This is a genomic window from Thermogemmata fonticola (assembly GCF_013694095.1).
GTDB lineage: Bacteria > Planctomycetota > Planctomycetia > Gemmatales > Gemmataceae > Thermogemmata > Thermogemmata fonticola.
Map to the genome: position 1 here is coordinate 152,162 of NZ_JACEFB010000008.1, position 14,442 is coordinate 166,603.

General features: G+C 61.6%; 9 protein-coding genes and 1 pseudogene. 5 read left to right on the forward strand and 5 right to left on the reverse strand.

From position 1 onward, the window contains the following. The first annotated feature begins 128 nt into the window (after window positions 1–128). The 5 genes from H0921_RS11900 (at window position 129) to treS (ending at window position 7,469) form a co-directional block, all read left to right on the forward strand. On the forward strand, window positions 129–458 hold the full coding sequence (locus tag H0921_RS11900; RefSeq protein ID WP_194538311.1) for a DUF6370 family protein: 330 nt from the start codon (window positions 129–131) through the stop codon (window positions 456–458). A 346-nt stretch (window positions 459–804) separates the two neighbouring features. After that, on the forward strand, window positions 805–1,743 hold the full coding sequence (ispH, locus tag H0921_RS11905) for a 4-hydroxy-3-methylbut-2-enyl diphosphate reductase (RefSeq protein ID WP_194538313.1): 939 nt from the start codon (window positions 805–807) through the stop codon (window positions 1,741–1,743). A gap of 87 nt (window positions 1,744–1,830) precedes the next feature. Then, window positions 1,831–2,955 (forward strand): Gfo/Idh/MocA family protein, encoded by a 1,125-nt coding sequence (locus tag H0921_RS11910; protein WP_194538314.1) that lies wholly within the window; start codon window positions 1,831–1,833, stop codon window positions 2,953–2,955. A gap of 48 nt (window positions 2,956–3,003) precedes the next feature. Beyond that, entirely contained in the window at window positions 3,004–3,858 is an 855-nt protein-coding gene (locus tag H0921_RS11915) for a hypothetical protein (protein ID WP_194538315.1), read from the forward strand. 236 nt (window positions 3,859–4,094) lie between these two features. Beyond that, window positions 4,095–7,469 (forward strand): maltose alpha-D-glucosyltransferase, encoded by a 3,375-nt coding sequence (gene treS / locus H0921_RS11920; RefSeq protein ID WP_315851889.1) that lies wholly within the window; start codon window positions 4,095–4,097, stop codon window positions 7,467–7,469. Between the two features lie 68 nt (window positions 7,470–7,537). Here the strand turns inward: treS and H0921_RS11925 are convergent, their stop codons facing one another. The 5 genes and pseudogenes from H0921_RS11925 to H0921_RS11940 all read right to left on the reverse strand — a co-directional run bounded on the left by H0921_RS11925 (window position 7,538) and on the right by H0921_RS11940 (window position 14,372). Next, window positions 7,538–9,556 carry a hybrid sensor histidine kinase/response regulator gene (locus H0921_RS11925; RefSeq protein WP_228499525.1) on the reverse strand — a complete coding sequence of 673 codons (2,019 nt, stop codon included), beginning with the start codon at window positions 9,554–9,556 and terminating at the stop codon, window positions 7,538–7,540. Continuing rightward, a pseudogene (locus H0921_RS17925) lies at window positions 9,554–9,661 on the reverse strand (PAS domain S-box protein); the annotation flags it as partial. The gene H0921_RS11925 and the pseudogene H0921_RS17925, both read right to left, overlap by 3 nt. 21 nt (window positions 9,662–9,682) lie before the next feature. After that, on the reverse strand, window positions 9,683–10,216 hold the full coding sequence (locus H0921_RS11930; protein ID WP_194538320.1) for a PAS domain-containing protein: 534 nt from the start codon (window positions 10,214–10,216) through the stop codon (window positions 9,683–9,685). Window positions 10,217–10,623: 407 nt separating this feature from the next. Further along, window positions 10,624–12,474, reverse strand: a complete 1,851-nt coding sequence (locus H0921_RS11935; protein ID WP_194538322.1) for a TIGR03960 family B12-binding radical SAM protein — start codon at window positions 12,472–12,474, stop codon at window positions 10,624–10,626. Window positions 12,475–12,890: 416 nt separating this feature from the next. Then, entirely contained in the window at window positions 12,891–14,372 is a 1,482-nt protein-coding gene (locus H0921_RS11940) for a DUF1501 domain-containing protein (protein ID WP_194538323.1), read from the reverse strand. Window positions 14,373–14,442 lie beyond the last annotated feature (70 nt).

Here is a 14,442-nt window from a genome sequence, read left to right on the forward strand (position 1 = left end):
CGAAAACATTGATCCACAGGAGAATGTTGCAGAATTGATTTGCTTTTGGCGATGAGAGTGGCTAATGTATAACTTGCCGCGGTAATAGACCAGCGGTGTTTCCACGACCCCCAAGAAGGAGAGTGGCCATGTTACGGGTATTGCTAATGGGTGTGTGCATCGTCGGTTTGCTCGGCGTCAGCCACGTTCTAGCCGATGACAAAGCCGAGACGAAGACCCTCAAGGGAACCCTCACCTGCACCAAGTGTGCCTTGAAGGAAACCAAGGCCTGCGGTCACGCCCTGATCGTCAAGCAGGACGGCAAAGAGATCAAGTACTACCTGGTCGACAAGGGAGGCAAGGAGCCGTATCATGGTGCTGTGTGCACGGAAGACAAGCCGGCGACCGTAACCGGAAAAGTTGTCGAGAAGAACAACAAGCGCTATATCGAGGCGCCTAAGGTGGAAGTGCAGAAGTAAGCCGGTTGGACCAGCAGGCAGATCTGGCTATCCTGCCAACGCCGCTCGGATGGTTCGGGCGGCGTTTCGCATTATTTACTTCGCATAAGGACGAGGGAAATATCGCACAAGGACGAGGGAATACTGGGCGCACCTGCTCGGCTTGACCTGTGCTCTGGTGAATCTTCAGCGGCGGGAGGAGAAAAATTGTAGCGGGTAAAAGGTCCAGGAGCAGTAGAGCCAAGGGGCATTCCGCCTCGGGGAACCTGAGTCATGACCAATCCCGCGGTGATGGCCTCGCCGAAGCTTGCGGTTGGCAAAGAGAAGGGTCAGGGCGTAGCATAGCGGCAGAGGAGGTGCCTGGGCAATGAAGATCATTCTGGCGAATCCCCGCGGCTTCTGCGCGGGCGTCAACATGGCCATAGCCACCTTGGAGGAGGCGTTGCGCCGCTTTGGCCCGCCGATTTACGTCTATCACGAGATTGTGCACAATCGCCCGATCGTGGAGCGGTTCCGGGCGCAGGGAGTGGTTTTTGTCAATGATGTGGCCGAGGTCCCGGAGGGAGCGGTGCTCCTGTTTAGCGCGCATGGCGTCGCCCCCGAAGTCCGGCGGCAAGCGGCAGCCCGGCGGCTCCTGGCCATTGATGCCACCTGCCCCCTGGTCACCAAGGTCCACCTTGAAGCCATCCGTTTTGCACGGGAAGGTTACACCATCATTCTGATCGGCCACGCCGGACATGACGAAGTCGTCGGAACGATGGGCGAAGTGCCGGACCATATCGTCCTGGTTGAGGATCTCGAGGATGTCCAGGCTTTGCCCTTTCCTCCAGAGGCCCGCCTGGCCTACCTGACGCAAACGACTCTGAGCGTGGACGAAGCCAAGGTGATCATCGACGCCCTCAAGCAGCGTTATCCGCAGATTGTGGGTCCGAACAAGGACGATATTTGCTATGCGACGCAGAATCGGCAGGAAGCGGTGCGGGAATTGGCCCATGAGGCAGATGTGGTGCTGGTTCTGGGCAGCCAGAACAGCTCGAACAGCCAGCGCCTGGCGGAACTGGCCCGCGCCTTGGGGAAACCGGCGTATCTGATCGATCGCGTGACGGAATTGCAACCGGACTGGTTCCGGCCTGAGGATACGGTCCTGATCACCGCAGGGGCCAGCGCGCCGGAAGAAAATGTCCAGGACTGCGTGGCCTACTTGCGCTCCCGCTTCGGTGCCAAGGTCGAAAATCGCACGGTCCGTGAAGAGCATGTCAGTTTTCCCCTGCCGCGGGAATTGCGCGTGCTCACCACCGCCTCCTGAAGGGAATCGGGAGAGGCCAGCGGGACCGAAGCAAGCAAGCCGCAGGCTCTCGGACATGGATGCTCTCGAACAGCCGGGGGACACGCCATGACCCAGACGTTGTGCTCCGAATTGGCCCTGCGTTATCTGCCGGAATTGCCCCGGCGGTCGGACTGGCGGATCGGTTGCATCGGGGCCGGATTCATCATGCGGGACTGCCACCTCGTGGCGTATCAGCAGGCGGGATGGCAACCCCTGGCGATCGCCTCCCGGCGTACGGAGTCTGCCGCGGCGGTTGCTCAGCGCTTTGGCATCCCAACCGTTCACGAGCAGATCAGCGACTTGCTCCACGATCCGCGCCTGGAGGTGCTGGACATTGCGGTACCGCCGGATGTGCAGCCAGAGATCATCCGGCAGGCCGTCGAGGCGGGACGGGGACGCTTGCGCGGCATTCTGGCCCAAAAACCGCTCGCCCTGAGCCTGGCCGACGCTCAGGACCTGGTCCAACGGTGCGCCGCTGCCGGCATCACACTGGCCGTCAATCAGAACATGCGTTTCGATCAGTCGGTGCGAGCGGCGAAAGACTTGATCGCCCGCGGCTGGCTAGGAGAGATCGTCCTCGCCACCATCGACATGCGCGCCGTGCCTCACTGGATGCCCTGGGCCCAGCACCTGCCGAGTCTGACGACCTTCGTGATGAGTATTCACCATCTCGACACGTTTCGCTACTGGTTGGGAACACCGGATCGTGTTCTGGCTTCGACCCGCCCCGATCCGCGAACTCGCTTCCCTCATCGTGATGGCATCAATCTGTACATCCTGGAGTACGATGCTGGACCGCGAGCCGCCGCCTGGGATGATGTCTGGGCTGGTCCGGGCCGGGCGGAGGGGGCCGCCCCTGATCATGCGATCCGCTGGCGCATCGAAGGTACCGACGGAGTCGCTCAAGGGACGATTGGCTGGCCCAAATATCCCGCCCACGAACCCAGCACCCTGGAGTTCTGCACGCGACGGCAAGGGAATTACTGGTTTCGGCCACGCTGGGAACAAGCCTGGTTTCCGGAGGCTTTCATCGGCACAATGGCCCAACTGCTGGTCGCCCTGGAACAGGGAACGGAACCGGAAATCTCCGGGCGCGACAACCTCGAAACGATTGCCCTCTGCACAGCGGTTTACCGATCAAGCACGGAGCATCGCGCCGTGGCTCTGCGAGAGATTCTCACCCCGAAATGACCCCCATCCCTCGGGCCAGTGGGAAGGCGCAGTCCATCGAGAGCAGGTATGAATCTGTCCCTGGAAATCGAACAAGCGTATCTGCTGGCGGACAGCCGGGGTGTCCGAGTGGCAGCAGCATCGCCGGGATTCGACACGGCCGAGGGAGAGCGACTCGCCGTGCTCTTTGGAGAGCGACCAGCGGGCGTGGCCTGCCCTCTGGCCCACTTTGCCTGCCCCTTCGGCAAGCACCACGTTTGCGTGGTCCGAGTCGCCGATGTGCCGGGAGCCGGAGAACGCCTGGGCTTCCATTTTCTGGTCCTGCACCGGCAGTTGTACCGCCACCTGGGGGACCCCTTTGCCATTGCGGATCGATTCCCCAGCGACTGGAGCCTGCGCGGCAGTTTGCCCACCCTGGCCTGGCCTGCCGAACCCCTAGCGGAACGAACCCTGGAACAATTGGATGCCATCCTGCGCGAAGGCGACGGCCCTTTGCTGCTCGGCGCCACGCAAGCCCTCGTCGATGGCAATCGTGTGGTCGTCGCGCGTTCCGCACCGGATGAGGCCCTGGTGCGCGGTTTGTGGTCGCTGTTGCCCCAACGCAGTCGGGTGGACCTCTGGCCGGCCACTTTTGCCTTCAGTGATGAGTTGCGTTTCCATTTTCGGGTGGCGCCGCCCCAACAGCTTGCTGCCGAAACAGCGGCTCGCGGGGAGCAGCCCTGCTATGATCTGCTCAACGAAGAAGCCGTCCGGAATTATCCTGCCGGCAGCTACGAGTTGAATCTCCAGATCGCCGTGGAAAGCGGGGATCGGACCGCCCTGCGGCAGTTGCTCCACCGCCGCACGCCCGACGAAACCCTCCGCTTGGCTTTCTATCTGCTGCTCTGCACCATCGCCGCCGTTCTGATCTCGCGCCTGTGGTAATGCCGCCGGCCAAGTTTCATCCAAGAGACCACGGGAGAGGGATAAGGTGGGAAGAACAAGCCGGAGCAATCCCGCTAGGCGATTCAACTGGCTGGCCGACACCCGGTTACTCTGGTTGGCCCACGCACTTCTTGACGCAGTTGGAATACCGTGTATCACGCTCCTGAGGAAGACTGCGGAATGCGCAATGCCTGTGTTCGGAAGGGATTGATCCTATCTTCCAGGCGAGGATGGCCGTGCCCGATCATTTTGCACCTTTGCCGGACGATCCGCTGTGGTACAAAGATGCGATCATTTACGAAGCCCCGGTCAAATCGTTCCGGGATTCCATCGGCGACGGGGTCGGCGATTTCCGGGGCATGATCGAGAAACTCGATTATCTCCAGGATTTGGGAATCAACGCCCTCTGGCTGCTGCCGTTTTATCCTTCCCCCCTCAAAGATGATGGTTACGACATCTCAGACTACATGTCGGTGCATCCGATGTACGGCACCTTGGAGGATTTCAAGGACCTGCTACGGGAAGCTCACCGCCGGGGTATCCGGGTCATTACGGAGCTAGTCATCAACCACACATCCGATCAGCACCCGTGGTTCCAGCGGGCGCGCCGTGCTCCCAAAGGGAGTGTGGAGCGGGATTTCTACGTCTGGAGCGACACTCCGGAAAAATACAAACAAGCCCGGATCATCTTCAAGGACTTTGAGACATCGAATTGGGCCTACGATCCCGTGGCCAAGGCCTACTACTGGCACCGCTTCTATTCCCATCAGCCGGACCTGAATTACGACAACCCGGCGGTCTGGGAAGCGATCTTCCCGATCGTGGATTTCTGGTTCGAGCTGGGCGTGGATGGGATGCGGCTCGACGCCATCCCCTATCTCTACGAGCGAGAAGGAACCAGTTGCGAGAACCTGCCGGAGACGCACGCTTTTCTCAAGGCTTTGCGCAAACATGTGGACAGCAAGTTTCGCAACAAGATGTTCCTGGCGGAGGCGAATCAGTGGCCTGAAGATGCGGTGGCCTACTTCGGCGAGGGAGATGAATGCCACACCGCCTTCCACTTCCCCTTGATGCCGCGGATGTTCATGGCCATCCGGACGGAAGACCGTTTTCCCATCGTGGACATTTTGCAACAGACCCCCCCGATTCCGGAAAACTGCCAATGGTGCCTGTTCCTGCGCAATCATGACGAATTGACATTGGAGATGGTAACCGACGAAGAGCGGGATTACATGTACCGTGCCTACGCACGGGACGCCCAAGCGCGGATCAATTTGGGGATCCGCCGGCGCTTGGCTCCGCTCTTGGGGAATAACCGCCGCCGGATCGAACTGATGGTCGGGCTGCTAATGTCCCTGCCGGGCACGCCGGTCCTTTATTACGGCGACGAGATCGGCATGGGCGACAACATCTACCTGGGCGACCGCAATGCCGTGCGCACCCCGATGCAGTGGAGCGGCGATCGCAATGCCGGATTCAGCAAGGCCAACCCTCAGAAGCTCTACCTGCCGGTGATCATCGACCCGGAGTATCACTACGAAGCGGTCAACGTGGAAGCCCAACAGAATAATCCCAATTCCTTGCTCTGGTGGATGAAGCGGATCATCGATCTGCGCAAGCGGCACAAGGCGTTTGGCCGGGGCAGCATGGAGTTTCTGTTTCCGGAAAATCCCAAGATTCTCGCCTACCTCCGCCGTTACGGCGAGGAGACGATTCTGGTGGTCGCCAATCTCTCCCGCTTCACCCAGCATACGGAATTGCATCTGGAAGCCTACGCCGGGCTGGTGCCGGTGGAGATGTTCGGCCGGGTGGAGTTCCCGGTGATCAGCAAGATGCCCTATCCGGTGATGCTCGGTCCGCACGGCTTCGTCTGGTTTAGCCTGCAACCCCGCCGCCCGGCGACCTTGGGGTTGAGTAGCTTGCCGACGCGCTTCCCGGAAATTCCAGTGCGCGGCAACTGGGACCGCTTCATCCGCGGGCGGCAACGGCAATCCTTGGAAGCCATCCTGCCTGATTTTCTGGCCCAACGGCGGTGGTTCACAGGCCGGCGGCGCTCAATCAATGAAGCCGCCATCCTGGACGTGATCACCCTCACCCTGCAAGACCGCACCATCTTCGGCTGCGTAGTGGAGGTGCGCTACCTGGAAGGCGAACCGGAACAATATCTCCTTCCCTTGGTGACCGCCTCGGGTTCCGAGATGTCTCAGGTACTGGAAGAACTGCCTCATGCCGTCGTGGCCGTGCTCCAGGGGGATGAAAATGCGGTAGTTTATGACGCCCTCTGGGACCCCCACTTCACGGCGGCGCTATGGCCCCTGATCCGGGAGCAGCAAAGTCTGACCGGCGGGACCGGCAAGATCGCCGGCATCGCGTTGCCCTCCATCGCTGCCTATCCAGCGGCGGCGCCCCCGCCGATCCAGAGCCGAGCGGATCAGCATAACACAGTCATCCAATATGGCGAGCGGGCCTTCCTCAAGGTCTTCCGCCGCTTGGACGAGGGGATCAATCCCGAATGGGAAGTGGGACGGTTTCTAACCGAACGCGGCTTTCCTCACGTCCCACCTGTCCTGGGCGCTTTGGAATACCGCCGGCCCAAGAGCGAACCCCTGACTTTAGCCGTCCTGCATGCCTACGTGCCCAGTCAGGGCACAGCTTGGCAGTACGTCCTCAATGCCGTGGGCCATTACCTGGACTGGGTGCTGACCTCTGGCGGGGTGGAACAGCCCCCGCCCCGACTGATGCGTTCCATTGTTGAGTTGTCGGACGAGGCGGACCTACCGGCCCTGCTAGTGGAAGCCGCGGGACCTTTTCTCGATTCGGTCCGGCTGCTCGGACAACGAGTCGCTGAGCTGCACCTCGTTCTGGCGAGTGAAGAAGAGGACCCCGCCTTCCGCGGCGAACCGTACACGCCGTTGTATCAACGCTCGATTTACCAGTCCCTGCGGACGGAAGCACGGCGCCGACTCCAGGGGCTGCAACGCTTCCTGGCGAATACTGACAAGGAAAACAGCCTGCCGGAAGCGGATCGGCATCTCCTCCAAGAGGTGTTGCAATCGCAAAATGCCTTGCTGGCTCGCTTGCAACTGGTGGCGAGCACCCCATTACAGGTCCAGCGTTACCGCTGCCATGGCGATCTTCACCTGGGCCAGATTCTCGCCACGGGCAAGGATTTCGTGTTCGTCGATTTTGAAGGGGACCCACGGCGGACCATCAGCGATCGCCGCATCAAGCGCTCCCTGGTGCGGGATGTGGCTCGCATGCTCTATTCCTTCCATCAAGCGGTCCAGACCGCCCTCGTCGAGCATAACGGCGGCTCTTCCGGAGGACAAGCCACGGTCCGCCCCGACGATCGCCAACGCCTGGAACCCTGGTGCGACTACTGGCAGCAGTGGATGGCGGCCCTCTTCCTCCGCGCCTACCGGCAAACCGCTGGCGACGCCCCCTTCGTGCCTGCGAATCTGCTCCAATGGCGGGTCTTGCTCGAAGCTTTCTATCTGGACAATGCTTTGAATGAGCTGCAGCAGGCACTCGACGGCTGGGAAGGAGCGAAGCTGACCACCGCCTGCCACGGCTTGCTCTGCGTGTTGCGTTGGCCGGAACCTGGGAAGTGAATCTCCGGGAGCCACTACTCTTTGTTGTCGGCCTGCTTCACGAGCAGCCATTCTTCGGGGCGTTACTGTCACGGCGGAACGGCGGGGAGAGTGGAGTCTGGTTTTTCTGCACGAGGGCCCGCTCGTTCCAAAGGCGGACTGCCGTGAGGGTTCATGCCACAGCCCTCGGAGGAGGGCAGGACTGCCTCAGTCCGGGGCGGTACAGACTCTGCGGCACGCTGACGCGCCGTCAAGACCGCACGGGATAGGTCGGAGGGAGTGAACGGTTTGGGCAAGAAGACGGCATCGGTGAAAGTATCGAGCTGAACTTCCTCAGGAACATAGCCAGACATAAACACGATGGCCAAGCGGGGATAGCGGCAGAGCAAGCGTTCGGCCAATTCCTGGCCATCCATACCGGGCATGACCAAGTCGGTGACCAAAACGTCGAACCCCTTCTCGGTCTGCATTTCGATCTGGTGCAAGGCCGCCTCGCCATCGGGAGCTTCCAGCACTTCGTATCCCTGATTCTCCAGAGTCAGACGGGCAAGTTTGCGGAGCGAATCCTCATCTTCGACCAGGAGCAGCCGCCCACTTTGGCGGGGATGTTGGCGGACCAGGGCCGGCGGCAGCGGAGTACGGCTCTCCTGGACCGTCTGTCCTTTCGCCCAGGGTAAGGTCAGGGTAAACGTCGTTCCGCATCCTGGCGCGGTATCGACGTGAATCTGGCCGCCTAACCGCTGAACAATGCCAAAGGCGGTGGTCAGACCCAATCCTGTCCCTTTGTCCGGTCCTTTCGTCGTAAAGAATGGCTCAAAGATGCGTTCCTTGACGGCGTCGTCCATGCCGACTCCGGTGTCGCTGACGCGCAATTGGACCCAGCGCTGCGGCCCCTCGATGTCCGCGGATGGCAGCAAGCGCGTGCTCAGGGTCAGTACCCCTCCATCCGGCATGGCATCGCGGGCATTGACCGCCAGATTCATGATGACCTGTTCCAAGTGGCTATAGTCGGCCAAGACTGTCGCGGGTTCCGCCGACAAATCGACTACCAGCCGGATGCGCTCTCCCAAGAGGCGATCGAGCATGCTGGCCAGACCGCGAATGACACTGTTGACATCCACAATTTCCACTTGGCCGCTGGACTGGCGGCTGAACATGAGGAGCTGACGGACCAGGGCCGCGGCCCGATCGGCGGCCAGGCGCAAATCGTCCAGGTACTCCAGAGCCGCGTCCGCACTGTCGCCGAATTGCGAACGGAGCAGATCGGCGTTCCCGCGGATGATGGTCAGCAGATTGTTGAAGTCATGGGCGATCCCGCCGGCGAGCCGGCCGATTGCCTCCATCTTCTGGGCCTGGAGCAGTTGCTGTTCCAGACGCTTGCGTTCGGTGATGTCCTGATAGACGCCGATGACGCCGACGATCTGGCCGTGAGCGTCGCGCCAGGGCACTTTGCTGGTCAGCAGAGTGCGCAGGGTGCCATCGCGGCGCGTGAGGTTTTCCTCGACATGCATGAGCGGCTGGCCGGTACTCAGCACTTGCTGATCGCAGGAACGAAAGAAGTCCGCCTCGGAACGCGAAGCGGCGATCTGGTAGTCATCCTTGCCGATCAACTCGGCGGGGTCGCGGAAGCCGTGATCGTGGGCGACCTGTTCATTACAGCCCCGGTAGCGGAGCTGGCGGTCCTTCCAGAATACGCCGCAGGGAATGGCGGACAGGATGTTGCGGAGCAACTCCTCGCGTTCCCGCAGGGCCTGTTCGGCCTGACGGCGGCGGGTCACATCGCGGATGAGAGCCATGCGCAGGCGCCGGCCGTTGGACTCAATCCAGGCATAGCGCACTTCCGCCGGGAAGACGGTTCCGTCCTGGCGCCGGTAAAAGCACTCGCTGGTCAAGCTGTTGTCATCGGCGGCTTCTGAGCGTAAGCAGCCGATCTCCAGGTGGGAAAAATGGCGGCCGCGGAATTGTTCCCGGCTGTAGCCGAAGTTCTGGCAGGCGCGCGGGTTGGCATCCACAACCTGGCCTTGGCTATCGAGCAGGACGATCGCATCGGCAGCATGTTCAAACAGGCTGCGGAAGCGGGCCTCGCTTTCCCGCAATTCCTGCTCCATCTGCCGACGCTGCGTGGTGTCGCGAATGATAGCGACGGTGTGGGTGAACTCCCCCTGCTCATTGGCCACTGGCACAATTTGCCATTCCGTCCAGATGCGGCTGCCATCCTTACGGCGGCTGGGAACTTACAGGCGGGTCATTTCCGTTCCCCGCAGGGCGTGGCGCACCGCCTCCAGAGCCGTCGGTTCCTCTTCGTCAGCCAAAACGCTGGGACTCATCCCCACCGCTTCACTTTCCGCATAGCCCATCAAGCGATCAAAGGCAGGGTTGGAGTAGACGATGCGCAGGGGTGCTCCCGGCGTGCGCCCGCCTTCTGCGACCATGACACCATCGCATGAAGCGGCTAGAGAGTGGGCTAACAACCGCAGGCGGCGCAGATCGTCGGTTTGCACTTGGCGGACGCGCCGGCGCCACTCCCGCCACCCCAGCCGGACCAGGGCACCGCACAACCCCAACGCGATCAGGAAGAGCACCGCGTGCACCAGCCATCTTCCATCGCCGCGAAGATGGCGCGCAGCCAGCCACCACAACCCTACCACACCGATCGCACCACCCGCGACTCGCAGGAAGTCGCCTTCGCTTCCCCCGCGCCGCAAACCTTGCCGCAAGAGGAGGAAAGCGGACACTCCGCAGACCGCCACTATCCAGACAGAATCCATCCCCCCTCCCTGAACAACGTTAGCCCATCGCACCAGCAGATCCACTGTCCCGATGACATGCCACGGCATCGCCAATCGTGGAACAGGGCGGCATGGCAGGATTGCTTGACTTTTTGCCGTTAGCCTGACGTCACGGCCATCCCCAGGGACGGCGTATCCGTGACACTGCACAAGCATAGCACATCCCCAGCGAGCTGGTCTTCGCTCCGCCATATTTTCATGCGGGACCAGAAGATTAAAGGGAAAACCTTGCGGAACCCATTCCACTTAGGGAAAGGGGACGCCTTGGGGAGGAAAACCGGTCTGGAAAAGCCGGTCTGGGAAAACCGGCCCCTGAAGGCGATCCCGGCCCAACGCACGGGTTTTGGGCAGGCGCTGCTTTCCGGCACGAGCCAGCCGAGGGGAGATCAGCCGCCGCAGGAAGGGGAGGAATTGGGAGCGACAGCCTGGGCGAGCACTTGCAATTGCAGCACGCTCCGCTCCTGTTCCTTTTGCAGGTAAGCCCGCCCTTTTTTGACCTGGATATGGTCCCAGGGAAGCCGTTCGGTCAGAGGCCGGGGCCGCGAACGGTAGAATTCGACATCGATCCCCAAGTCGGCGAAGGTCTGGTGCCAGAGATGGGGGCGGAAGCATTCGCGCCAGCCATCGAAGCGGGCGCCCCGCTGCCAAGCCTTGTACAGGGCAGGAGCAATCCGGCGATCCCCCCGTGTGAGAATCCCTTCCAGCAGGCTGGTTTCGATGTCATGCTGCTTGATAGTGACAAAGCGATTGCGCTTGCGACGGCGGAGATACTCCCCGACCCAGAGAAAATACTCACGGGATTGCATCCCGTTCCATTGGTACGGCGTATGCGGTTTGGGAACGAAGTTCGACACGCTGGCCGTCACTTCCTTGTACCGGCCCGTTACTTCCTTGCCGATGGCACTGATGGTTTCCGCCAGTTCGACAATGCCGTGCAGGTCCACCGTCCTTTCCCCCGGCAAACCGCAGAGGAAGTAGAGCTTGACGTGTTGGATGCCTTCGCGGAAGGCCGCCCGACAGCCTTCGATCAGGTCTTCGTTCTTGATCTTCTTGCGGATTTGTTCCCGCATGTCATCGCGGGCCACTTCGGGAGCCAGAGTCAGGCCGGCCTGCCGCCACCCTTTCATCAGCCGAGGCACATGCCGCAGTTGGTGGTTGACCCGCAAACTGGGGAGCGACACATTGACGCCCAAGGGGGCGAAAACCTCGTGCATGCGCTGGACCAGTTCCTCGAAGTAGGGATAATCGCTGCTGGAAAGCGACAGGAGGCTGATCTCGTTGAGGCCGGTGTTGCGATAGCTTTCCAAGGCGGCCTGGACGATCGTTTCGACACTGCGCACCCGCAAGGGCCGCTTGATGACCGTCGATTGACAGAAGCGGCACTGGTGAGGGCATCCTCGCATGATCTCGATGGCAATGCGGTCGTGGGGCGTCTGGACGAAAGGTACCACCGGGCGAGTGGGCAAGGGAATGTCGTCCAGATCGCGGCTATTGACGAAGCTGACGATCTCCAGCGGCACATCGGAGCGGAGGCGGTGGAAGGCGGCGATCGTGCCGTCCGCATGGTAGTCAAATTCGTAGAAGGCGGGAACATAGACCCAATTAGCTTGGACAGCCAGGCTGGCCAACATCTCTAAGCGCCGGGCATGGGAAAGATCGCCGTCCCGCAGGGCCTGTTCCTTGAGCGTCATCCACTGGTCCATCACCCAGGGCAACGACTCCTCGCCATCGCCGATGACGAACAGGTCGATGAAGGGAGCGAGGACTTCCGGGTTCTGCGCGCCGGGTCCGCCGGCAATGATCAGCGGATCGCAAACACTCCGCTGCTCGCTGAAATGGGGGATGCCTCCCAGGTCCAACATCGTCAGGATGTTCGTGTAGCAAACCTCGTATTGGAGGCTGAAGCCGATGAGGTCGAATTCCCGCAGCGGCGTGAACGTCTCCAGCGAATAGAGAGGCAGCCGGTGGCGCCGCAACTCCGCCTCGAAGTCCACCCAGGGAGTGAAGACCCGCTCGCAGGCCCATTGCGGATCGTTGTTCATGATGGAATAAAGGACCTGCAAGCCATGATGGCTCATGCCGATGCTGTAGGCATCCGGGAAGGCCAAGCAGAGTTTGCCGCGGACCTGGCGGTGATCCTTGACCACGATGTTGCGCTCGCCGCCGATGTACTGGGCGGGGGTCTGCACACGGGTCAGGATCGCCGCTAGCGCATCACGCAAGGCAGTGTTGATCATATCCTTGGGCCACTCCTTTCTCCGACTCTTCCTCCCAGGCACGCCCCAGCTCACTGTAGGATACCGGGACGAGGACAGCCTATGCCGTCACGAGCATGCCTCCCGCATCTCCCCAGAAGATTATAACAATTCCCACCATGCAGGGATTGCAGCGGCAGGGACGCCTCCCACCTCTCTTTCATTCCAAACTCACAAGCGGAGGCAGCCCGACTCTATCCCGAACTCACGGACGGGTCACGAGCAGGACTGGGCACGGGGGTATCGAATGGCAGCATCCGCGAATAGGACGAAGAGATGGCATCCGAGGCGGCGGCTTCCTTGAATATGGCGGCGGCCTCTCCGACCGGCTAGGGGCGAAAATCCCGCCCCCTCTCGCCAGCGGCGGGTATACGGGTCATCAGAGGCCACGGGGTGTTCTAAGCCAGAATCTCCCGCACGACGTGGCCGTGGACATCGGTGAGACGGTAATCGCGCCCCTGGAAGCGGAACGTCAGGCGGGTATGGTCCAGACCCAGGCAGTGCAGCAGGGTAGCTTGCAGATCGTGGACGTGGACCTTATCGCGGGCGACACGGAATCCCAAATCATCACTGGCCCCGTGGACATAGCCGGCTTTGATCCCCCCGCCGCAGAGGAGCAGGGAGAAGCAATCGGGGTAGTGGTCCCGCCCCAGCAAGGCGCTTTGGGACGTGCGGCCTTCGCGGAACGGCGTCCGCCCGAATTCGCCACCCCAGATGACGAGGGTCTCGTCGAGCATGCCGCGGGCTTTGAGGTCGCGGATGAGGGCGGCCACCGCTTTGGCGGTGACGGTCCCCTTGCGGATCAAGCCGTCGCGGATTTCTTCGTTGGGATTGGTACCGTGGAAGTCCCAACCCCAATCGAAAAGCTGGATGAAGCGCACGCCCCGCTCTGCCAGGCGTCGCGCCAGCAGGCAGTTGTTGGCGAAGCTGCCCGATCCCGGCACCGCACCGTAGGCTTCCAGGACTTTGGCCGGCTCGCGCGAAATATCCATCGCTTCGGTCGCCGCCATTTGCATGCGAAAGGCCAGCTCATACTGGGCAATGCGGGTGGCCGTTTCCGGATGCCCCAGCTCTTCGTGCTGCAAGGCGTTGAGGTCCCGCAGGGCATCCAGGCCCAAGCGGCGCGTCTGCCGGTCCATGCCGGGCGGGTCGGAGAGATACAGCACCGGCTCCCCCTTGCTCCGGCATTGCACCCCCTGGAAGACACTGGGAAGAAAGCCGCTGCCCCAGCAGCCCTGCCCGCCGCTCGGTTGCGTCCCGCTGGAAATGAGGACCACGAACCCCGGCAGATTCTGGGACTCGCTCCCCAACCCATAGCAGACCCACGACCCGAAGCTGGGGCGACCCTGACGCGCGAAACCGGTGAAAAGCAATAGCTCCGCCGGAGCGTGATTGAACTCGTCCGTCGTCATCGAATTGATGACGGTCACTTCATCGGCGATCGCGTGCATCGGCCGAATGGCATCGGACATCCAGATGCCGGCCCGGCCCGCCCGCCGGAAGGTTTGCCGTGTCCCCAGCAGCTTGGGAATCCCGGAAGTGAAAGCGAAGCGCTTGCCGCGGATAAACTCCTCCGGGCAGTCCTTGCCGTCGTATTTGACCAACTCCGGCTTGTAGTCGAGCAGGTCCAGATGCGGCGGCGCACCGGACATGTGCAAGTAGATGACCCGTTTCGCTTTCGCCGGGAAATGCGGCGGCTTGGGGGAGAGAGGTTGCACTGCTGGCAGTGACGCTCCGCTCCCCACCGAGCGAGCGGTTTCCGCCGCGGCTCCCCAACTCCCGCTGATCTCCGCCAGGGCCAAAGCTCCCAATCCGAGCGAACCCTGGCCGAGAAAGTGGCGCCGCGTCACCCATTGCAAGCGTTCCCATCGCGGATGCATCGTCGCTTCTCCTTCAGGGGATATTGATCTTGCTGCTGGGATTCAGGCTCCTCCCAACTCGCCGGGCACA